18 protein-coding genes and 2 riboswitches are annotated in these 22,471 nt (G+C 54.4%); of the genes, 5 read left to right on the top strand and 13 right to left on the bottom strand.

Annotated elements, in window-relative coordinates:
- Positions 1 to 321: 321 nt before the first annotated feature.
- The 4 genes from A8990_RS07115 to purE form a co-directional block, all read right to left on the bottom strand.
- A complete protein-coding gene (locus A8990_RS07115) occupies positions 322 to 1,209 on the bottom strand; it encodes a phosphoribosylaminoimidazolesuccinocarboxamide synthase (RefSeq protein WP_116188322.1) in 888 nt (295 codons plus the stop codon).
- Positions 1,210 to 1,472: 263 nt separating this feature from the next.
- Positions 1,473 to 2,768: an adenylosuccinate lyase gene (gene purB, locus A8990_RS07110; RefSeq protein WP_116188321.1), complete on the bottom strand. Its 1,296-nt coding sequence runs from the start codon at positions 2,766 to 2,768 to the stop codon at positions 1,473 to 1,475.
- A 5-nt stretch (positions 2,769 to 2,773) separates the two neighbouring features.
- Positions 2,774 to 3,952, bottom strand: a complete 1,179-nt coding sequence (gene purK, locus A8990_RS07105) for a 5-(carboxyamino)imidazole ribonucleotide synthase (RefSeq protein WP_116188320.1) — start codon at positions 3,950 to 3,952, stop codon at positions 2,774 to 2,776.
- Positions 3,949 to 4,434: a 5-(carboxyamino)imidazole ribonucleotide mutase gene (gene purE / locus A8990_RS07100; protein ID WP_116188319.1), complete on the bottom strand. Its 486-nt coding sequence runs from the start codon at positions 4,432 to 4,434 to the stop codon at positions 3,949 to 3,951. Before purE ends, purK begins: the two co-directional genes overlap by 4 nt.
- Before the next feature lie 228 nt (positions 4,435 to 4,662).
- Positions 4,663 to 4,763: riboswitch (purine riboswitch) on the bottom strand.
- A gap of 256 nt (positions 4,764 to 5,019) precedes the next feature.
- On the opposite strand from purE, the gene A8990_RS07095 reads away from it, so the two are divergent.
- From A8990_RS07095 to A8990_RS07085, 3 genes are read left to right on the top strand one after another with little or no spacing between them, the layout of a single operon-like run.
- Entirely contained in the window at positions 5,020 to 5,907 is an 888-nt protein-coding gene (locus tag A8990_RS07095; RefSeq protein WP_245995878.1) for an ABC transporter ATP-binding protein, read from the top strand.
- Between the two features lie 14 nt (positions 5,908 to 5,921).
- Positions 5,922 to 6,719 carry an ABC transporter permease subunit gene (locus A8990_RS07090; protein ID WP_116188318.1) on the top strand — a complete coding sequence of 266 codons (798 nt, stop codon included), beginning with the start codon at positions 5,922 to 5,924 and terminating at the stop codon, positions 6,717 to 6,719.
- 24 nt (positions 6,720 to 6,743) lie between these two features.
- Positions 6,744 to 7,397: a TetR/AcrR family transcriptional regulator gene (locus tag A8990_RS07085; RefSeq protein WP_116188317.1), complete on the top strand. Its 654-nt coding sequence runs from the start codon at positions 6,744 to 6,746 to the stop codon at positions 7,395 to 7,397.
- A 76-nt stretch (positions 7,398 to 7,473) separates the two neighbouring features.
- Here the strand turns inward: A8990_RS07085 and A8990_RS07080 are convergent, their stop codons facing one another.
- From A8990_RS07080 to A8990_RS07065, 4 genes are all read right to left on the bottom strand, one after another.
- Positions 7,474 to 8,868, bottom strand: a complete 1,395-nt coding sequence (locus A8990_RS07080; protein WP_116188316.1) for an NCS2 family permease — start codon at positions 8,866 to 8,868, stop codon at positions 7,474 to 7,476.
- Between the two features lie 150 nt (positions 8,869 to 9,018).
- A riboswitch (purine riboswitch) is annotated at positions 9,019 to 9,119 on the bottom strand.
- Positions 9,120 to 9,253: 134 nt separating this feature from the next.
- A complete protein-coding gene (locus A8990_RS07075; RefSeq protein ID WP_245995877.1) occupies positions 9,254 to 10,321 on the bottom strand; it encodes a peptidylprolyl isomerase in 1,068 nt (355 codons plus the stop codon).
- Positions 10,322 to 10,486: 165 nt separating this feature from the next.
- Positions 10,487 to 12,025 (bottom strand): glutamine-hydrolyzing GMP synthase, encoded by a 1,539-nt coding sequence (gene guaA / locus A8990_RS07070; RefSeq protein WP_116188314.1) that lies wholly within the window; start codon positions 12,023 to 12,025, stop codon positions 10,487 to 10,489.
- A gap of 206 nt (positions 12,026 to 12,231) precedes the next feature.
- Positions 12,232 to 13,362, bottom strand: coding sequence for a ParM/StbA family protein (locus A8990_RS07065; protein ID WP_116188313.1), 1,131 nt, complete (start codon positions 13,360 to 13,362; stop codon positions 12,232 to 12,234).
- A 191-nt stretch (positions 13,363 to 13,553) separates the two neighbouring features.
- Between A8990_RS07065 and A8990_RS07060 the strand changes: the two genes are divergently transcribed.
- Together A8990_RS07060 and A8990_RS31790 are read left to right on the top strand one after the other, a co-directional pair.
- Positions 13,554 to 14,567, top strand: coding sequence for a peptidoglycan DD-metalloendopeptidase family protein (locus A8990_RS07060; protein ID WP_116188312.1), 1,014 nt, complete (start codon positions 13,554 to 13,556; stop codon positions 14,565 to 14,567).
- Positions 14,539 to 15,657, top strand: coding sequence for a bactofilin family protein (locus A8990_RS31790; protein WP_220376784.1), 1,119 nt, complete (start codon positions 14,539 to 14,541; stop codon positions 15,655 to 15,657). Before A8990_RS07060 ends, A8990_RS31790 begins: the two co-directional genes overlap by 29 nt.
- Positions 15,658 to 15,787: 130 nt before the next feature.
- Here the strand turns inward: A8990_RS31790 and A8990_RS31450 are convergent, their stop codons facing one another.
- From A8990_RS31450 to bcp, 5 genes are all read right to left on the bottom strand, one after another.
- Positions 15,788 to 18,580 carry a transglutaminase-like domain-containing protein gene (locus A8990_RS31450; protein WP_245995876.1) on the bottom strand — a complete coding sequence of 931 codons (2,793 nt, stop codon included), beginning with the start codon at positions 18,578 to 18,580 and terminating at the stop codon, positions 15,788 to 15,790.
- A complete protein-coding gene (locus tag A8990_RS07045) occupies positions 18,558 to 20,135 on the bottom strand; it encodes a DUF58 domain-containing protein (protein WP_116188311.1) in 1,578 nt (525 codons plus the stop codon). Before A8990_RS07045 ends, A8990_RS31450 begins: the two co-directional genes overlap by 23 nt.
- On the bottom strand, positions 20,132 to 21,151 hold the full coding sequence (locus A8990_RS07040) for an AAA family ATPase (protein ID WP_245995875.1): 1,020 nt from the start codon (positions 21,149 to 21,151) through the stop codon (positions 20,132 to 20,134). The genes A8990_RS07045 and A8990_RS07040 overlap by 4 nt, the downstream gene beginning before the upstream one ends.
- Positions 21,152 to 21,281: 130 nt before the next feature.
- A complete protein-coding gene (locus tag A8990_RS07035; RefSeq protein ID WP_116188310.1) occupies positions 21,282 to 21,956 on the bottom strand; it encodes an aspartate/glutamate racemase family protein in 675 nt (224 codons plus the stop codon).
- Between the two features lie 18 nt (positions 21,957 to 21,974).
- Positions 21,975 to 22,466 (bottom strand): thioredoxin-dependent thiol peroxidase, encoded by a 492-nt coding sequence (gene bcp, locus A8990_RS07030; RefSeq protein WP_116188309.1) that lies wholly within the window; start codon positions 22,464 to 22,466, stop codon positions 21,975 to 21,977.
- Between the last annotated feature and the right edge of the window lie 5 nt (positions 22,467 to 22,471).

The following is a 22,471-nucleotide window of genomic DNA, read 5'->3' as shown; positions in this document are numbered from 1 at the left end:
CTTGGCTCGCGGGTTTCTTGTGATCGAGCCATCTTGCCTCGCTCACGAGTCCTTGTTACTTGAACGGCACTTCGTGCCGTTCTGGCTCCGAGTGCGTGATACGCTTGCTGGGTCACCGGCTATATTGGATAAATCCACACATTTTGTGCAAATTCAGCGATTTTGCTTGGCTATATTGGATTTATCCATTCATTTTCGTTCAAAACAGGCCAAAAGGGCTTTTTCGAGCAGAAATGAGTGGATTTTTCCATTATAGGATGCGATTTGAGCTATAAATGCCGTTCTCTATTGGATAAATCCACTATAGAACGCGAGAGTGGCTTACAAGTCCTCGCCCGTCAACGCCTTGTAGATAGCTAGGTAACGATTTGTTGTTTCTTCGACAACCGCTTGCGGCAATGGATCTGGTTTGCTGTCTCTGTCCCAGTCGGAACCAAGAAGATACGTGCGAACCGGTTCTTTGTCCATGCTGTCGATCTCGACGTCGTAGGCGAACTTGTCTTTAGCCCAGAAACGCGAGGAGTCCGGCGTGAAGATCTCGTCGATCAGGATGACTTTGCCATCGATAAGTCCGAATTCGAATTTGCAATCCGCGAGGATGATGCCGCGCTCTTCGCAGCGCGCCGCAGCGAATTCATAGAGCGCAATGCTCTTGTCGCGAAGCTCTTCAGCCAATTCAGCGCCAACCATCTCTTTCATCCGTTCGAAAGGAATGTCTTCGTCATGGCCGACATCGTTCTTCGCAGCCGGCGTGAAGATCGGCTTCTCGAAGCGTTCGTTCTTGCGAAGTCCCGCTGGAAGCTCGATGCCGTTAATTGCCGAAGTTTTTGTATATTGTCTCCAGCCGCCTCCGGTGATATAGCCGCGAACGACACATTCAATATCGATTCGCTCGGCTTTCTTCGAAACCATGATGCGGTTCTTCAGCAGCTCAGGCTCAGTCACGAGGTCGCCAAGCTTGTACACGTCAGTGTGTACAATATGATTCGGCATCATCTCAGCCGTTTGCTCAAACCAGAACGCCGACAATCGGTTCAGCACGTTCCCTTTCTCCGGCACGGCCGGATCAAGCACATAATCGAACGCGCTGATGCGATCCGTTACGACGATCAGAAAATGCTCGCCAAGATCGTACAGCTCACGCACTTTGCCTTTATAAAGCAGCGGCGCTTTCACATATCCCACAGCCGTGGACAACGCTTGTGTCATTCCTGTTCCCTCTCCTTTAGGCTTGGTATTGATTTTGTTGCAGGTTTCAGTTTTGCAGTTGATCTTAAGGTTGAGTGACGGAGCAGGCATGAACGGTCCGAAGAAGCGCTAGCGTTCGCCTAGGCGAAATGATGTGCGTTGCCTAAGCTACGCACGTCATTTGCGCCTTTGTACAAGAATTCCTACCTCTAATCACTTACTGTTCAAAGGAATTCCAGGTACAACAGCGATCGGAGGACGTTCATGCATGCGCAGTCATGCCCTTAGATCAATTCCAATCGTCTGAAAATCGTATCAACGTGCTTCAGATGCCAAGCCGGGTTAAACGCATCTGCGATTTCCTCAGCCGACAGATGCGCCGTAATCTCCGGCGTCGCTTCGATGATGTCGCGGAATTGGCGCTGTTCTTCCCATGCTTGCATCGCGCGCGGTTGTACAGTGTCGTACGCTTGCTCGCGGCTAAGGCCTTTATCGATCAGCTTCGTCATGACGCGGCCGGAGAACGGCACGCCGAACGTACGCTGCATATTGCGCTTCATGTTCTCAGGGAACACTTGCAGGTTCTTGATGATGTTGCCGAGGCGGTTCAACATGTAGTTGAGCAGCATCGTCGAGTCCGGCAAGATCACGCGCTCTGCCGACGAGTGGCTGATGTCGCGCTCATGCCACAGCGTTACGTTCTCGTACGCAGTCAGCATGTGACCGCGGATAACGCGGGACAGACCGGAGATGTTCTCGCAGCCGATCGGGTTGCGCTTGTGCGGCATAGCCGACGAGCCCTTTTGCCCCTTCGCGAACGGCTCTTCCACTTCACGGAATTCGCTCTTCTGCAAAGCGCGAATTTCAGTAGCGAACTTATCGAGCGATGTTGCAATCAGCGCGAGTGTACCTACATACTCCGCATGACGGTCACGCTGCAGCGTTTGCGTCGAGATCGGAGCCGGCGAGATGCCGAGCTTCTTGCAAGTGAACTCTTCTACGAATGGATCGATGTTCGCGTACGTACCGACCGCACCGGAGATTTTGCCGAATTGAACGCCGTTTGCCGCATGGCGGAAGCGCTCCAGGTTGCGTTTCATTTCCTCGTACCACAGTGCCAGCTTCAGACCGAATGTCGTAGGCTCAGCATGAACGCCGTGCGTACGGCCCATCATTGCTGTATCTTTATAAACAACCGCTTGACCGCGAAGGATCTCGATGAAGTTCGTAATGTCCTTCTCCAGAATCTCGTTCGCTTGGCGAAGCAGATAGCCCATTGCTGTGTCTACGACATCAGTAGACGTCAGGCCGTAATGTACCCATTTGCGCTCAGGACCGACTGTCTCGGATACCGCGCGCGTGAACGCGATAACGTCGTGGCGAGTTTCCAATTCGATCTCGTTGATGCGGTCGATGTTGAATGTTGCATTCTCGCGAAGCGCCTCAACATCTTCGCGCGGGATAACGCCAAGCTCTACCCAAGCCTCGCATGCGCAAAGCTCAACCTCGAGCCATGCTTTGAATTTGTTCTCTTCCGTCCAAATTGCTCTCATTTCCGGTCTGCTGTAACGATCTAACATCTACTTTAAACCCTCCAAGTGTTCGTTTCGGAAATCCACGCCAGCGCCTCATCCACATTCGCGGCAAGCACGTTGACATGACCCATTTTCCGTTTATGTTTGGCTTCATGTTTCCCATATAAATGAATTTTAGGCGCGACGCCGAGGCGTTCTGCGCTAGCATCCGGCTTCGCGACTAGATCCAGCAGCGGCGCAACGTGCTCGCCGAGCACATTCACCATAACGACCGGCGTCAGGAGCGACGTGTCGCCGAGCGGCAATCCGCATATCGCGCGCACATGCTGCTCGAACTGCGAGGTCCGGCAAGCTTCCATCGTGTAGTGGCCGCTGTTGTGCGGACGCGGCGCCAGCTCGTTCACGAGCAGCTCGCCGTCTTCAGTCAGGAACAGCTCAACCGCGATCAAGCCGACGACGCCGAGCCCTTCAGCGATGCGAGCCGCAAGCACTTCCGCTTCGCGCTGCAGCGCCTCGTCGATCCGTGCAGGCACGATCGACAGATGCAAAATATTATCGACATGGACATTCTCCGCAGCTGGGAATGTGCGAATCTCGCCTTGCGTGCTTCTCGCCGCAATGACGGACAGCTCCTTGCTGAAGCGAATGAACTGCTCCAGCACCAGATCCGTTCCCGCGCGCTTCAATGTCTCGAACGCTTCTTCAATCTCGTCCGCGCTGCGGATGACCCACTGGCCTTTGCCGTCATACCCGCCAGTCGCGGTCTTCAGCACGCACGGCAGTCCGAACCGGCCCGCCGCTTCGCGAAGCTCATCGCTGCTTCGCACCTCCGCGTACGGCGCGACCTTCACGCCTGCCGCTTCGATCGCTCGCTTCTCGCGCAAGCGATGCTGCGTCGTATAGAGCAGCTCGCTGCCTTGCGGCACATACGATTCTTCCATGAGCATCGCCGCAACGCCTGCGTCGACATTCTCGAACTCGTACGTGATGACATCCGCGCGCTGCGCCAGCTCTCTGGCCGCGCCCTTGTCATCGTACGCTGCCACGATCTGCTGCGCGACCTGTCCGGTCGGCGCATCCGGCGTCGGATCCAGCGCGACGAACCGATACCCCATCGCGCTTCCCGCATTCGCCATCATCCGGCCGAGCTGGCCGCCGCCCAGAATACCGACCGTAGCGCCGGGAAGAATTACCCGCCCTTTACCGTTACCTGCCTTTCCCCCGCTCATAGCGTCTCACTGCTTTCCAGCACTTCTCGCTGAATCCGATCGCGGCGGGCTTGTACGCGTGCTTGCACGTCCGGGTTAAAAGCTCCGATCATTTGCCCTGCCAACAGGCCGGCATTCGTTCCGCCTGCATTGCCGATCGCGACCGTCGCTACCGGAATGCCGCCTGGCATCTGGACGATCGACAGCAGCGAATCAAGACCGTTCAAATTCGAGGACTTCACAGGCACGCCAATGACCGGCAAGATCGTCTTCGCAGCGACCATGCCGGGCAGATGCGCAGCGCCGCCTGCTCCCGCAATAATCACTTTCAAACCGCGGGCTGCGGCAGTCTCTGCGTATTCGAACATCAGATCAGGTGTCCGGTGAGCCGAGACAACCTTCTTCTCGTAAGGGATTTGCAGCTCATCCAGAACGTCGCAGGCCAGTTTCATTGTTTCCCAATCCGACTTGCTGCCCATAATGACGCCCACTTCAACTGACATTTGCTAATGACCACCTTTTCTTAAGAGGAGATAGGATACTCGTGTTGGTAACGACATCTTGTTGATATAAAAAAGTCCCAAAGCACACATTCCATGACCGGAAGGCTTCGGGACTTTAAGACCATAGCGGAAAGCAGTCTCGCGCCCGGCACCGATATCCATAACTAAATATTGGCAAACACGGGCAGTAAGACAACATCAGGCTGCCCCATAATAGCGGCAACCTGTTTCCTTCCAGCTTAGGCTCGTAGTCCGAAAATTAAGGTTTCCGGGTAGATACTCTCAGGCCTGATTCCCGAGTATATACGAGTGTGTGTATGATTTAATTTTAGCGTATTAACTATTAGTAGTTTAACAAGCCCACCACCAAATGTCAACGCGAAAACACGAACATTAAATAATAATTGACTTTAAAAGTTCGTATTTTGACACACTCTTTCGGTAATCCCAATCGGAATTGACGGAACTGACAACCTGTTCTCCACGAACCAAAATGACTATTGACTCGTCAGTCAACGAGGATTACAATCACATTGACTCGTTAGTCAATCTATATCATTAATCCTCTAAAGGAGGCCAATCCGCGTGACCCAACCTATCGTGGACATCAAGCAGCTAACCAAAACCTACGGCAAAAGCCGCGGGATCTCGAATATCACCTTCTCAATCGAGGAAGGCGAAGTATTCGGCTTCATCGGTCCGAACGGCGCCGGCAAGAGCACGACGATCCGTACGCTGCTGAACTTTATTTTCCCCACCTCCGGAAATGCGACGATCTTCGGCAAAGACATCGTGAAGCAGGCCAAAGCCATTCGCCAACAGATCGGCTACCTGCCTTCGGAGATTTTCTACTACGACGACATGAAAGTGATCGACCTGCTTCGCTATTCGGCATCCTTCCATCATTATAAGAATCTGGGACGCATTCATGAGCTGTCGGAGCGGCTCGATCTCGATACAACCCGCAAAATCGAGGACCTCTCGTTCGGCAACCGCAAGAAGGTCGGCATCGTCCAAGCTTTGCTGCATGAGCCGAAGCTGCTCATCCTCGACGAACCGACCGGCGGGCTCGACCCGCTTATGCAGAACACGTTCTTCGAGCTGCTGAAGGAGGAGCGGAGCAAAGGAACGACGATCTTCTTCTCGTCCCACATCCTCAGCGAGGTGCAGAAGATGTGCGATCGCGTGGCCATTATTAAAGAAGGGGCACTGATTAAAGTCGAATCCGTCGAAAATTTGCTCAAAAACAACCTGAAGAACGTAACGCTGACCGCATCAAATCCAGCTGCAATCAACCTGTCTGCATTAAGCGGCGTCATCAAGCAAGAGACTGCCGGTACACATCTGAAGCTGCTGTACGGCGGCGATATGAAGAAGCTTGTTGCTGCAATCGCAGACGCGCCTTTTAACGATATCCTCATCGAGGAACCGTCGCTTGAAGAAATCTTCATTCATTATTATGAGAAAGAATAAGGGGGTTATGGCGCATGCTGTTTAGAAGAGAATTTAAACGAAACCTGCGGAGCCTCATTATTTGGAGCATTATAATAGCCGCGATCATTTTGCTGTATTTGAGCATCTTCCCAGAGATGGCGAAGCAGCAGCATAGTCTCGATGAAATGATGAGCTCCATGCCCGAGGGTATGAAGAAAGCGTTCGGGATGGATCGGCTCACGATGGGCACGGCGCTTGGGTTCTATGGGATCGAGATTCATTTGATGAATACGCTGCTCGGAAGTATTTTTGCCGCTATGCTTGCATCGAATATTGTCGCGAAGGAACAAGGCGAGAAGACGATTGAGTTTCTGCTCGCGAAGCCGTTCACAAGACAGCAGATTATTACGGAGAAATGGGCTGCCGTGTTCACAAACGTCTTGATCTTCAACATCGTCATTGTGCTAGCCAGCATCATCGGGTTTCAATTCACCAAAGGCGCGGACGTCTCCTACTCCACCTTCTTCTTGCTGGAATCAGCGGTCGTTCTGATGCATCTGACGTTCGCTAGCGTCGCTTTTCTCATTTCCACCATTGTGAAACGAACAAGAACCGTCGTCTCTTCTTCGCTCGCACTCGTGTTCATTATGTACTTCTTCAGCATTATCGCGGGCGTCTCGGACACGTTCAGCTTTCTGAAATATGTCAGTCCCTTTAAGTATGCCGAAGCGGCGACGATAATAACCGAGAACGACTTCGATCCGCAATACATCACGATTATGGCTGTCGTCATCGTCGGTTGCGTATTGGCAGGGCACTGGTATTATAGTAGGAAAGACATTACGGTCTAGCCCCTATGAACTGAGGTGTAAGCTGTGTATCCCGCCTTCGCCAAGCTGCCTGAAGAGAAGCAGGAGCTTATCATGACGATCTGTATCGAGGAATTCGCCAGCAACGGCTACACGAATACGTCCACCGATACCATTACGGCGCGAGCCGGCATATCGAAAGGCATTTTGTTTCATTATTTCAAAAGCAAGAAGAACCTCTATCTCGCCGTCGTCCATCATGCGATGGAAGTGTTGATCGAGAAATCGCTGCAGGCGGTCGATGCAATTGAGACGACGGATTTCTTCGACCGGATCAAGGAGATCGTGCTCGCGAAGCAGCGCGTCACGCTGCAGTACCATCAAGAAACAGAAATTACGCAGCGCGTTATCAGCCACCCGCCGAAAGCCGTCGAAGCGGAAATCGAGAAGCTCATTGCCGACTTTCAATCGAGGTTTACGACGCCGAAGATGCTGGAAATGATCTACAAGGGCGATCTGCTCAAAACGGTGCCGCTGCGTGAAGGCATTACGCCAGAGAAGGTATTCAGCCTGGTCACGCTCACTTTGAACGCATTGTCGATGAAATATTTGCAGCTGCATAAAGGGCAGCCTCACCCGTTTATCGGCGCTGAAGAGAAGCTGATGAAGGAAATCGATGATTACCTCGATATGATCAAGTACGGAGTGTATCGCGCTTAGCGCAAAATAAAAAGGACAGCGCCGGTCCAGCGCTGTCCTTTTTTTCTCTCTATTTTAACTTAAGCCTACGTTTGCCTTAGCCTTGGCTGCCGATAAACGCGTAACGTGCGACGATCAGAATCGCGAGCACCCACATGAGCCAGTGCACTTTGTAGCTGCCCTTCTTGCCCACTAGATTGCCAGCTGTTGCAAGAACAACGTACGATACGATACCGAACGAAACACCGTTAGCGATGTTGTACGTGAATGGCATCAGCGCGATCGTCAAGAACGAAGGAATACCATAGACAAGGTCTTGGAAGTCGATTTCTTTGATCGATTGAACCATCAGAACACCTACGATGATCAGTGCCGCTGCAGTAGCAGAGCCCGGGATCAACGAGATGACCGGCCACAGGAACAATGCAGCCAAGAACGCTACGCCAGTCGTTACCGCAGTAAGACCTGTACGTCCGCCTTGCGCGATACCTGCGGAGCTCTCAACGAATGCTGTAACTGTGCTTGTACCAAGGATTGCGCCGCCGCTAACGCCGACAGCGTCAACGAGCATTGCTTTACCGACAAGCTTCTTGCCCTTCTCAGGGTCTTTCATGTAGCCCGCACGGTTCGCAGTACCAACGAGTGTACCGAATGTATCGAACAACTCAACGAATGTGAACGTTGCGATGATGGAGATCAAACCTGTATCGAAAGCGCCTTTGAAGTCGAAGTCCCAGAAGTTGCCTTTGCTGAAGTCCGGGCTCCACGATTGGCCTTTCAATGTAGCAGCAACATCAACGTTGCCCGTGATGATTGCGATGATCGTTACGCCGATAATACCGAACAGAATGGCGCCCGGTACGCGAAGCACCAATAGAATCGCGATAAGCAGAACGCCGATCAGCGTCAAGTAAACGTCTGGGCTTTCCAGGCTGCCCATATGGAACACGGATTCAAAACCAAGAACATCGGTGAATACACCTTTAGGGATGTCCGTTACTGTATTCTCTACGCCAATCGTCATGACGCCGCTGTTCTTCAGACCGATAATCGTGATGAACAGACCGATACCAACTGTAATCGAGTGCTTCAAGCTGTCAGGAACAGCTACGATGAGAAGCTGACGAATTTGTGTAATCGTCAGGATGAAGAAGATAATACCGGAAATGAATACGGCTGTTAGTCCAACCGATGGTGAAATCGGCGTGTTCGTTGCTTTCGAAGCGAGTACCGTAGCCGCGAAGTACGCGTTAAGTCCCATACCAGGCGCGAGTGCTACCGGGAAGTTTGCGAACAAGCCCATTGCTGCCGTAAAAATACCGCCTGCGAGTGCCGTTGCCAAGAATACCGAGTAAGTATCAAGTCCTGCATTGCCCAGAATACCCGGGTTGACGGCAAGAATATATGCCATCGTCATAAAAGTTGTAAGGCCCGCCATAATCTCTGTCCTTACATTTGTTCCGCGTTCCTTCAGTCGAAAGAAACTATCCATTTTTGATAATACCCTCCCCAAAAAATGTGTCAGAACAAACAGGATTCTAGAATAAAAAAAAGCCGATCATCAGTGATGACCGGCTTTTGCTCTATCTAGACTCCACGCAAAACAAGACGTAACGCAGGCGAATGGACCGTTCGCGCGCCATAAATCGTCTTGCTTCTTCGTAGACAGGTCATTTACGGTGACCTCGTAGAGACTCTCAAGCCGATTCTTGAGATTATACGAAAAAAATATGCTGTTTGTGTTTGTTTATAATGATTCCTTGAACATAATAGCGACTAACTGATTCCGCTGTCAATGGGAAAGGCTGTAACAAATGAAAGAATAGCTGACATAAGGCAAAAAAAGTTTGCGCCGAATGCCATTTTGCTGCCTACATTTACTTTTCCGTAAGCGTATTCGAAATATTCGCCTTCGCCTTTAAATCTTCAAGCCATGTCGCAGCAAGCTCGGAAATCTTCTGGCGAGTGAGCGTTTCCTTGATTTCGGCCTGATATTGATCGAGCGTTGCAGCCTTCGCGGCTTTATGGTCCGTCACCTTGATAATGTGGTAGCCAAACTGCGTCTTCACCGGTTCACTCAGCTCGCCAACCTTAAGCGAGAACGCGGCTTGCTCAAACTCAGCGACCATTGTTCCTTTACCGAAATAACCAAGATCGCCGCCAGCGTCCTTGCTGCCTGTATCGAGCGACTTTTCTTCCGCCAGCTTGGCAAAGTCTGCCCCTGCATTCAGCTGCTTCAGAATTTCATCCGCTTCTTCTTTCGTTGCGACCAGAATATGCAATGCTTTCACCTGTTCAGGTTGATCATATTGTTCTTTATTTTGCTCAAAATATTGTTTCACATCCGCATCCGTCACCTTCACGCTTGGCTCCACAAGTTTGGTAATGCGAAGCTGCGCCGGGGTTTGTTTCTTCAAATCGTCGAGCGTCATGCCCGCTTGCTGCAAGGCAGATTGAAAGTCCGCTTCGGTAGGAAACTGCTTCTTGATCTTCGCAATCTCCGCATCTACATCCTTGTCAGTAATGACGATTCCTTTCTTCTTCGCTTCTTGCTTAACTAGCTCGTCCTGAATAAGGTTGTCCAAAGTCTGCTTGCCGCCGACTGCAACCATCGCATCGTACAGCTGGTTCTTCGTAATGGTGACGCCATTAACCGAAGCGACCGCTGCATTGCCGACATTGCCGGATTTGCTGGCAATCGTGACGGAATTCGAAGCGGCGTTGTAGTTCACGTTAGCGCCGAGCATCTCAGCAGCGGAGCGGATTGGAACGTAGGTAACACCTTTCATGATTACGGGTTCTACTGCTGATTTCTGGCCATTCACGAACAACGTCATTTTCGTTGCAGCGTACGCCCCCGCACCTGCCGCGACCGTCATTCCCGCTACAATCATAGCAGCTATACCCACTCTACGAACCAGAATACTGCGTTTACTTTTACTCACCATTTAGCCCTCCGCTAGAGTCATATTCGATAACAATTGATGAATGCGTTCATATCGAATTTTATCTCATAGCTATGGATATAGAAACCAAAGAATAGCTAAAAAAAATTGCCCCCTTCCATTTGCAAATGCTGCAAACGGAAGAGAGCAATTATCGTTTCTAACCTATTCCCACTCGATCGTCGCAGGCGGCTTGGACGTTACGTCGTACACGATACGGTTAACGTTGTCCACTTCGTTGACGATACGAACCGAGATTTTCTCGAGTACGTCCCATGGGATACGCGCCCAGTCCGCTGTCATGCCGTCGATGGAAGTAACCGCGCGGATGCCGACGGTGTACGAGTACGTACGCGCGTCACCCATAACGCCAACGCTCTTCATGTTCGGCAATGCTGTGAAGTACTGCCAAATTTCACGGTCGAGGCCAGCTTTTGCAATCTCATCACGAAGGATCGCATCCGACTCACGGACGATCTTCAGCTTGTCCTCCGTTACTTCGCCAAGTACACGGATCGCAAGACCCGGACCCGGGAACGGCTGACGCCATACGATCGCTTCCGGAAGTCCGCATTCTTCGCCGACTTTACGAACTTCATCCTTGAAGAGCGCCTTCAGCGGCTCAACAAGCTTGAACTTAATATCTTCAGGCAAGCCGCCAACGTTGTGGTGCGACTTGATCGTTTGTGCGGTTGCCGTGCCGCTCTCTACGATATCCGTATACAGCGTGCCTTGTGCGAGGAATTCGAAGTCATCGAACTTCGCGGACTCTTCTTGGAACACGTAGATGAACTCGTTGCCGATGATTTTGCGCTTCTGCTCCGGATCGTCGACGCCTTGCAGCTTGCCAAGGAAACGCTCGCTCGCATCGATCTTCACGACTTTCATATCGAACTTGCCGACGAACGTCTCCATTACGCTCTCCGCCTCGCCCTTACGCAGCAAGCCGTGGTCGATGAACATACATGTCAGCTGATCGCCGATCGCTTTGTGAAGAAGAATCGCAACGACGGACGAATCAACGCCGCCGGACAATGCGCAAAGCACTTTGCCATTGCCGACTTGCGCGCGGATATCGCGAATCGTATCGTCGATGAACGTGCTCATGCTCCAATTGCCTTCACAGCCGCACACATTGTAGAGGAAGTTGCGGATCATTTCGTTACCTTGAACGGAGTGGCGCACCTCCGGGTGGAATTGCACCGCGAACACCTTGCGATCCGGGTGGCTCATCGCCGCAATTGGCGCATGGTCCGTGCTCGCATCAACGCGGAAGCCTGTTGGCAGCTCCGTTACGTGATCGCCGTGGCTCATCCATACCGTTTGGCTCGAATCGAGGCCATGCACGAGGTCGCTGCCCGATACGAATGCAACATCAGCTTTGCCGTACTCGCGCTTGCCTGCGCGCTCAACTTTACCGCCCAGCTGATGCGAGATCAGCTGCATGCCGTAGCAGATGCCGAAGATCGGCAGTCCCAGATCATAAATCGCAGGATCTACAAGCGGCGAATTCTCCTCATATACACTTGCCGGTCCACCCGAGAACACGATGCCTTTCGGCTGCAGCTCGCGGATCCGTTCTACCGAGGTATTGTAGGGCAGCAATTCGCTGTATACGCCTAAATCGCGGATACGTCTTGCAATCAACTGGTTGTACTGTCCGCCGAAATCAAGAACGACGATCATTTCATTTGGCTTATTCACTTTTTGGAGTCCTCCCTCAAATCATTGTGTCAATTATATATAGGCGGTATGGGACAGTCAAGGCGACAAGAAGCACGAGAAGAGGACAGACGTTGACATTTTAAAATGCTATTAAATATGAAAACGTTTAACGATCGTCTCAATGCTAATACTTCCCTAAAAAAAGAGCATGGAGCCCCCAGGCCCCATGCTTTTTAATTTGCTTATTATTGCTGCGGCTCGCTCGATGCAGCTGTTTGCTGCTGTGCTGCAAGCGCTTGGTTCTGCTTATTCCGCGCAAGCTTCAAATAACCGTACACGTTCTGGAATTCGCTCTCCGTCACGAAACGAAGACGCACGTTGCCTGCCGCTTCGTTAATGTAATCGCGCAGTGCGACAGCGCCGCCGCCGAGTACATAGAAGCATTGAATGTCCGGATTCTTCTTCCAACGCTTTAGGATCAGATCAACCACTTTGTTCGCCGCGCGAGTAAAGTAGTTGTCGATGATCGGACGGATATCCGCCTGCCCCTCGCCAATGCGCTGAATGACATAATCGCGCGTCTTAATCCGCTGAATAAGCTTTGTCCGGCTTTGGAACCGGTGGCCGAATTGGTCTTCCACGTCGCGGATAATGTTATCGAGGTAGCTCGCCAGACCGAACTGCTCGCCTGTGCTGTGCTGATTATCGATGCTCATCCGGCGAATGACTGGAAAATCAGTCGTCAGCGCGCCCATCTCACAGATGCCGATGCAGCCATAATACAGCTCTTCATTGCGAACCGACAGGTTGTCGTGCGTCGCCATGTGGAACAGTGCCGCTGCGCCTTCAATCGAGATGACGGCACGTTTAATAATGACGCGAATCGTACGGCCGCGCAGCTTCGGCGTCGATAGGAACGACACTTCATGCTCGCCGACCAGACGCTCTTCGAACGTTTTATGGAAGCCTGCATATGTACGCACTGGAAGTCCTGTACCGATGACATATTCCACGACTTGCGTGGACTGGCCTTCTGCTGATTCATAGTTCTGGCTCGTCAAGCCTGCGTATGCGAGCGCAGTCAATGCGACGATCAATGCTTGATCGCTGGTCGCTTTGTTGTCCGTCTCTTCCAGCTCGGAATTATCTTGATCCTCCATCGCCAGGAGCCCGACGAAATAGCGCTGATTGTTCTTCTTCAGCTTAGGGCTATATACCCGCACGTCAAGCGCCTTAAGCGGAGAATCTTCTTCTTGGAACACATGTCTCTCATAGCCGGGAGAGAGAATGCTAGGTATTACGATCGGTTCAGAAGAACCATCTACAACGAGTTTTACACTATCGTTTCCTACGTCAATGCCTGCGAGTTTAATCACGAAATATCCCCCGTTCATTCAGTAAAGCTAGCAAAGTTCGATCACTCTATTCTATATATCGGCACAAAATCCTTTTTTTCGACTTTTTTACGAAAACTAAGTTTTTCGTCCTATGTCGCCGATAACTATCCGTATATGCTTATTTTTTGAGCGGGAAGTACCATCTTTGAAAATTGATATAGGAGGTAGACATGAAAAAATCTGTAGTTCCAAGGGGCAAGCATTTCACTTTTCTTGTCTTGCCGGACGGCGCACGCCCTGTACTGCGCTTTCGGGTACACGCCATCCTCCTGGTTCTGCTTCCAATCATCTTCGTTGCGCTGATGGCTATAGCATCAACGCTGTACATGCTGCATGATCATGCACGCGGACAGCTGGACCAACTTCATAGTAAGCTCTCCACAGCGAATGAGACGTATTCGAAGCAGCTAGCGATGAAAGAAGGCACGATCAAGCAGCTGCAGGTCGAACTAGCCCAGCTTGCGCAGCAAGCGGAGTCGGTGGAGATGCGGATCGAGGAGCTGAACAAGCTGGAATCCGACGTGAAGTCACTTGTCGGCATTCCAGAAGAAGAAACAGGCCCTGCTGAACCTTCCGAAGACGGCGTCGGCGGCGAATATGTGGCCATTCAAGATGACGAGCTTGAGGAGCTGGCTCACAATACGAGCACAGTCTTAAACTCGCTTGACGGTGAGATTACCGATCTGAAGGAGCGGTTGACCTCTACCAAGGAGCTAGCGCAGAAGCGTCTCCAAACGCTTCGTGTCACGCCGACGTACTGGCCGACGCAATCGCAGCGAATTACATCGTTCTTCGGCGTTCGGATGGATCCGTTCTCCGGCGAGCCTGGCATACATAAAGGGATTGATATTGCAGGGCATATGGGCGATCCCGTATTTGCAGCAGCCGACGGCCGCGTGTCCGATACCGGTACAATGAGCGAGCGCGGCAATTATGTCGTCGTTACGCATGCGATGGGGCTAACTACGAGATACTTTCATCTCAGCCGGATCGAAGTGAAAACCGGAGACCGCATCCATCAGGGCGTTGTCATCGGCAAAGTCGGTTCATCGGGGAGAAGCACAGGGCCTCATCTTCATTTTGAAGTGATGAAACGCGGCGAGTCTGTCGATCCAAGACCTTATTTAAAAATGGCGATAAAGGGGAATTCAGCTGATGTTCAAGTGGAAAAAAGACAAGATTAGCTCCAAAATGACTGATACCTTTATTGGTGAAGGCACCATCGTAGAAGGTACCGTTCGTTCAGCGGGAAGCCTGCGTCTGGAAGGCCAGCTGCGCGGCGATATTTCGTGCGAAGGCGACGTCATTCTTGGAGAAAGCGGCTTTGCCGTCTCGAATATAACCGCTAATAACGTTGTTCTGGCTGGTCAAGTGAACGGCAACGTTACGATTACAGGCAAGCTTACGATTATGTCGACAGGCAAGCTGTACGGTAATATGACGGCAGCAGCGCTAACGATCGAAGAAGGCGGCTTGCTGCAAGGCAGCAGCGCAATGGATCAGGACGAGCCCGCTCTGACCGAGCGCCGCTCCGGTGCAGATCGCCGCGTCTCCACTCTGCCCTATCACGGTCCGGAACGCCGCAGCGGCTTCGACCGTCGCAATCTGGCAGAAGGCGAAGTGCCGGCGATTCCGAAGAAAATCAGCTATCGCGCGATTGAAAAGCCGTCGGCTGATGAGGCAGATGGTACATTTGAGGTGATAGCAACAACGGAGACCGCCAAAGATAATATAGATCCGCTAAGAGAGAGCGGAAGAGCTTTCATACATAGCATTGCCGGCGGCACGAAGGAGTCCGGCGAAAATGCAGCTGCAGCACAGCTGGCAAACAACAGGTTGAACGAGGGTCTGAGTGCGGGGGAGCGATCAGCGCTTAGCGGTATACTGCTCGCAGAAGCAGTTGAGATAAAGAATGAGACGGCTGCTCAAGCTCGGGAAGAAGTCGCGGATGCGGCTGAAGAGATTGCGGTTGGCTTGGAAGATAGTATGGCTGAAGTAGTTGAGCATGATGAGACGGTTGAGGCGGTTGAGGCGGTTGAGACCGTTGAGACAGTTGAGAGCGTTGAGGCGGTTGAGACAATGGGAACAGTGGATCATGAAGAGACAATTAAGCCCGTTGAGACCGTTGAGAGCTTGAGTGTCGCGGAAGATACTGTAGATATTAGTGTGGAAGTTGTTGAAGCTATTGAGACTGTGAGCGATGCATCTGACGACGTGTATTCATCGAGCGGCCGCAGTGCTTCGGATGCCGCGGATTTACTGAAGAATTGGTAAGACAGAAGAAGCCGAGAGATCAAATACGATCTCTCGGCTTCTTTTTTGTGGCGTTTTCGTGCTGAGAGATCGTATTAGGCCTCTCAGAACAGTTAAGAGCATAATAACAGGTGCTTTGCTGGTCGAGAGATCATATAGGGTCTCTCAGCTTCGGATCCGCAGCTGTTTGATGCTGAGAGACCGTACCCGATCTCTCATGAATCGACTGGAGCTTCGACACCAGCTCGGTCAGCTGCTGCTTCGTCGGCCGGTTCTGCCAGCTGACGTCGAAGCACGCTGCTTCGTCCCAGCGCACCAGCTCCGCGACTAGCTGCGCGGTATGCGGCGGCAAGCTCAGCTCCGCCGCATACTCCCGCGCCGTGCGGTGCATCGGCTTCGCACCGCACCGCTTGTACAGCTCGCGCCAGCAGGCATCCGCGAGCTGGAGGAACTGCCGGCGGGCCGCTGTATGCCGGCCCGCCTCGAGGGCGCTGCCATAGCGATGCAGCGCCTTGGCGAACGCGAAGCGTTCGCGGCCGCGCCGCGCCGCCAGCGCGAGGCCGGCGGCGCCCGTGGCGCCTGCGGCGACGGAGGCCTTCGCCCACGGCGGGGCCGCCATGGCGCTTCGCGCCGCTTGCGCGAGGGCATCGGCCCCGCGCTGCGCCGCTGCAGCCGCGCGATTCACCAGCGCGCGGGCGCCAGCGGCTTCGCCGCCGGCCGCAGCGCCGTCAGCGCTTGCGGCAAGTGCAGGCTTCGCCGCATCGCCTGCCGCAGCAGACGATAAGGCTTCGCCGGCGGCACCGCTGCCCGGTGCCGCAAAGCCCGGCGTCGGCTCGAACTGAACCCAGCCGACGCCCGGGAAGAACACCTCTACCCAAGCGTGCGCGTCACTTGCACGCACGGTGTAGATCCCCGCCTCGCCGGACGCAGACTCTTCCGTAGGCTCGCCCGGCGCAAAACCCTTCACATACCGCGCAGGGATCCCCTGCGTCCGCAGCATGACCGCCATCGCCGAAGCGAAGTGCACGCAGTAGCCTTCCCGCTGATTGAACAGGAAATCATCGACGAAATCAGCTGTCGATGCCGTAGCCTTCGGCTGCAGCGTGTACTTGTAGTTGCTGCGGAGATATCCCTCGACCGCTTTCACTTGCTCGTAGCGGCTCGTCGGATTTCCCGCCGCCGCCAAAATCTCCGCCGTGAGCGTACCAATCTCCGCAGGCAGCTTGTCTGGCAGCTGCGTATAGGCGGCATCGAGCGCCGCCGTTTCAACATATTCATTCTTCTCTCCGTCTATTGCACTCGATGCACTTGATGCACTTGATGCACTTGATGCACTCGACACACTGGACGCACTCGACGCACCTGATACACCTGATGCACTTGACGCACCCGACGTATCTTCATCACTCGACGCCACACCGCCTACCACGCCGTCACCGTCTTCCACCCCTGCCGACGCATCAACAGAAGACTCCACCTGCCGAAGCCGCTTCAGCGCTTCATCCGGCATCACGGACGCCACCGTATAACGGACGACCCGATCCTCCTCCGACGCCGGATAGAGCGCTCCGGTCACTGCGTCTTGCCGATACGAAGTCGTGTCGCCCGATCCGTTCACCGTCTTGATATCCGTCACCTTGGCATCCGCGCTGCCAGCAAACAGAGGCCAACCCGCAGCCGGAAAAGCTGTCGTAACCGTCTGAACGAAAACATCGTCAGACGGTTCATCGACCTGGCCACCCGTACTCCGACTCCGCTCACTCTCACTTACGCCATTTTCGCCGCTCCCCATCACATCCCGATGGTCCGCCTGCCATTCCGACACGCTCACCGTATGCCATGCATGCTCGACCTGCTCCCAGCCTTTGCCGGTATAGAACGATTTGCTCTCGCCCCGCAAATACGACGCTTCCTTCTCTGCCACGGTGAAAAGCGCCGTATGATCCTGCGTAATCGGACCGCCAAGCGCGGAATCATCGAAGCCGTAACCTGTCGCACTAGGTTCGCCTAAGCCTGTGGCTGCCATCGCTTCTTCCGCAACTGTTTTGGAACTGGCTGAATGGCTGAAACCAGAATAATTCTCCAGCAGCCGCCTCTGCCCCCAATCCATGGCATCTGCCGCCCATGGGGCTGGCTCGGACGCAACAACCGGCTTCGCCAAGCTTCCCGACGCAACGATTGCTGCGGCCAGCACCACAACAGCGAGCCATGCTGCGCCATTCCACCAATTCACCGCCCAGCCTGCCAACGATTTCTTGACGGCACGGCCGTCGAATAACGTTGAACTGCCCAGCAGCCGTTCCAGCCGCGGCACCGTCACGAGCGCGCCGAGCAGCAGCCCTTCTGCGCATACCCGCTTCAATCCCGGCAGCACATCGAGCCCCAGGAAGCTATAGAGCAGCAGCAAATACACCGCGGTCAGCCCCGCCAATCCGAGCCCCCACTGCCGCAGCCAAATTAGCGATTGCACGGCGACGGTCATCATCCCAAGCCCGCTGACTAGGAGCAAGGTGCGCGTCTCTCCGCTCAGCATGATTTTGCCGCTCGCCACTGTAATGGCATCATGTCTCAGCGCCTCTAGCAGCCCCGTGACACTTTCATGCCAGGAACCATAATGTACACTAAACATGACAAGCACAGTCCCTGCCGTAATGACGGCGTTGAGCAGCACGGAAGCCCAGGTTGGCGGCACGACCAGACCGACGGCAAGAAACAGACCGACTGCGGCGAGCAGCGGGCGAATCTCATTCAGCTCTGTAAAATCCTTCAGCTGCACGAGCGGCAGCAGCCACTCCGCAATAAGTCCAAACAGCAACAGGCTCGTCACCAGCCGCCTCGGCATGAAGCCGAAGAAATGCAAGCTTTCCCGCTCCTGCTGCCGCTTCGGCTTCTGGTTCTCTTTCACGCCGCCCTGCGCGCTGTCAGCTCCTTGCACTGCCGACATCGATAACGCCTCCTTCCCTGCCCGTTGTCATCGTTAACTCCGTTACCCCAGGCACCATACCACGGTAGCTTAGTGGAACAGGCATCGCTCGCACTTTGCATTTTGCGCCTTGCAGCCGTTCGCGCCATTTCTGCTCCGCATACTCTGGCAGCATATCCCGTGCCTCCGACAGCAATACGTACAGCTGTACGCCACGGACAGCAGCAAGCTTCGCGCTGTACATGATCATACCCGCTTCGCTAGTTGAATCCCCTTGCAGCTCACCTGCCGTGAGGCAAATTAGCGCAGACCCTCGTGTCAGACTTGCTACCGCATCCGACAGGCGCAGCGACATCGATTCTGACCTGCCCCACCCCAGCCGGGCGAGCTGCTCTTCAGCTCTTCGTGCTGCGACTCGATCACCCGCATCGACTTGCAGCCCGAGATCGTCCGCAGTGTTCTTCAGCAGCAGAACGCTCTTGCCTTCTTGATGCGCTTGCTTGATCAGCTGCGCAGCACGGCCGACATGCGCGTCGAACAAGCGGATGTCTCCGCCGTACGCCTGCTCGCTCGTCTCCAGCAGTATGATCAACTCGGTGCTATACTCCGCATTGCTGGTGCGCGTCTGAAGGCCAAGTCCCCTCGCCATCGCGCGCCAGTCGACGCGTCCGAGCGGATCGCCGGGCATATAGGAACGCACATCAGGTCCTGCCCCATGACGGCCAAAGCGTGCCGCCAGCGTCTGCATCTGACCGCCTAATGAAACAACCAGATGTTCGCCGGTCGTCTGTACGCCAGGCCTATGCCCAGGCAGATTCACGAAAGTCTCTCCCAGCGGCGGCGCAGCCTTTACGAGTACCGTACCGGGAGAACAGTCGATAGCGAACCCTCGTACCGTCAAGCCAAGCATATCCCCCACAGACACGTGCACCGGCTGAAAAAGCATCTCCCCGCGCGTCAGTCCCTTAACGGTATAGCTCAGCTGAAATTGACGAGCGAAGCCTGGCAGGAACGCATGCTGGACAAGTACGGATACGCCAGGAGCTCTAGCCCTAATCACTTGACCTGCTTTTTCATTTCCTGCATTTCCTGCATTTCCCGCCTTACCTGTCTGCTCCCCTATACGCGCAAGCTCCTCGCGAACACTCACCCACATAAACGGCAGCAGCCCGCTCAGCCGCAGCGTTAACGTGACCTGCAGCTCGCCGCCATCCGTAAGCTGAGATGCTTCCGATACGGAGCGCTCCACCGAGATTTTCCCGACCGTCATATAGGGCAAAATCATACTGCCAAAAACAATCGCCCCCACCACAATGACGAGCAGCCATTCGACCGCGCCGCCTCGCTCATAGAGGGCCGCTATGCAGATGGCGAACATAAGCAGCGTCACCGCGCGAGCCACATGCCTGCTGCGCAGCCTTGACCTGCCAGCCTCGTTCTTCTTCGCTTGCTTCCCCGCGTCGCCGCTCTTCCCGGCTTCGCCTTTCTTCCCAGCTCTGCTTGGCTTCCCCGCATCTCCCGACTGTCCCGCCAGCGCACCTTTGCCCGGCTTCCCTGCTGCACGGGCCTGCTTCATCTGCGCCGCCCGCCGTCTGACGCCGGAATCGGAACCGGCGAGACCGACATGATCGCCTCCAGCACCGCTTGCGCGCTCTTACCGCCGATCATCGCCTCGTCCTGCAGGATGAACCGGTGCGCCAGCACGGCCTCCGCCGTTTCCTTCAAATCATCCGGCACGACAAACCGCCGTCCGGCGATATATGCCGTCGCCTGCGCCGCGCGAATCCAGTCCAGCGTCGCCCGCGGACTTGCGCCGAGCAGCAGCTCCTTGGATGCACGCGTCTGCGAGGCGATGTGCACGGCATACGCCATCAATGCAGGGTGTACGTGCACCGATTGCGCATCGCGCTGCATGCGCAGCCACTCCTCCGGGATGATAACTGGGCGGAGCATCTCCGGCACGAGGCGCTGCGCCGTCTTCGCCTCCAGCATACTGATCTCGTCCGCCGGAGACGGATAGCCGATGGACAGCCGCATCATAAACCGGTCCAGCTGCGCTTCCGGCAGCGGATAGGTTCCGTCGTCGCGCAGCGGATTTTGCGTCGCGAGCAGCATGAACGGCTGCGGCAGCTGCCGGGTGATGCCATCTGCCGTTACGCTCTTCTCCTCCATCGCCTCGAGCAGCGCCGATTGCGTCCGCGGCGGCGTCCGGTTAATCTCGTCGGCGAGCACGACATTCGCCATGAGCGGACCTTCGCGCCAGACAAGCTCGCCCCGCTTGCCATCCCACACCATGCCTCCGACAACGTCGGCCGGCTGCATATCCGACGTAAACTGAATGCGGCGGAAGTCTCCGCCCATGACTCTTGCGATTGCCCGCACGAGCAAGGTTTTGCCCACGCCGGGCACATCCTCGAGCAGCACATGCCCGCCTGCGAGCAGCGCGCTGAATACACGCGACACGACGTCGCTCTTCCCGAGCAGGACGCTGTTTACCCGCGCCATCATCAGCTGCAGCGACTGCTGCGCCGCTTCCGGCCACATATCTTGAACGATCGTTTCCTCCTGCTGCACCGTCTGTCTAGGTATCACGAATTTCAACTCCTATTCTTGCAATCTATGAATGGCTAGTCGTACTAGTTTCGCCAGCAAACGCCGCCTTTACACCCCCCGCGCATAACAAAATCGCCCTTCCAGCGCGGAAGGGCGATTTCACATGAATCTATGATTTGGTTCCGTACTCATTCCAAGCTGCAGCTAGTGTCCGAAGTGGATGCACGATCCGGACACCGAGCTCACGCTCTACCATCTCCGCGGCATCGACCATCGACAATTGAGCGACCGACAGCCTCGCATGGGCCCCATTCTCCGCAAAGAAGGTTCGGATGCTGCCCGTTAACTCGTGCATATAGGCTTCCTTTTTCCCCTGCATAATGAGCTCGAATGTGTTCGGTACGACCTGCACTTCAATCGGTCCAAGCGCAATGCCGCGTTCTGCCGCGTAAGCACGAAGGCGGTTCATCGTCCCGTCTACCGTCGCCGGGTTCGTGAACAGCACCGTTTGCGGCTCACGTGAGCTGCAGATCGCAGCGAAGAATGGCTCATCGATCTTAATAATCGGGATCGCTGTCTTCAGCAGCCCCTCATCCAGCAGCGCTATGTAGTTCGTGCATGTGATGAGAATCGCATCGACCTGCGCGCTGGCGATCCATTCGATTTGCTCTACGACCTTCGCTCGTGCCTGCGTTTCATCTAACCCGCTGTCTGAAGACGACAGACGGCTCATCAGCCCAGGATCAACATAGTGCACCAACTGGACTTCCCCGGAAGCAAAAGCCTGCTCGATATACGCGATATTCGAATAATGCGCGTGCAAACACGCCAGCTTGCTGCCCATCCCGCACTCCCCCTCAGTCTATAGCGCTCTTGCCGCTTCCAGCACAGCCTCCACATGGCCTTTCACGCGGAGGTTCCGCCACTCCTGAACGAGCTTGCCTTTGGCATCGATCAGGAACGTGGAGCGCACAAGCCCCATATACTCGCGGCCATACAGCTTCTTCATCTGCCAGACGCCGTACAGCTCGCATACGCAATGTTCTGGATCCGCCAGCAGCTCGAAGGGCAGCTGGTACTTCGCCGCGAACCTCTCGTGCGTCGCTTCGTCGTCAATACTGATGCCAAGCAGCACCGTATTGCTGTCACCGAATGCGGAATAGGAGTCGCGGAAATCGCAAGACTCCTGCGTGCATGCCGGCGTCAGGTCCTTCGGATAGAAGAAGAGGACGACTTTGCGTCCAATGAACTGACTGAGACTAACCTCGCGTCCATCTCGCCCCGGCAATGTGAAGTCCGGCGCTTTTTTGCCTACAACCGCTTTTGCTTTAATCGCCCTAGCTATCTCACTCATCCCCT

Origin of the sequence: Paenibacillus taihuensis (genome assembly GCF_003386535.1) — a bacterium.
Taxonomy (GTDB): Bacteria; Bacillota; Bacilli; order Paenibacillales; family Paenibacillaceae; genus Paenibacillus_Z; species Paenibacillus_Z taihuensis.
The sequence above is the reverse complement of the archived record's forward strand: the minus strand, read 5'-3'. Positions and strand labels throughout refer to the sequence as shown.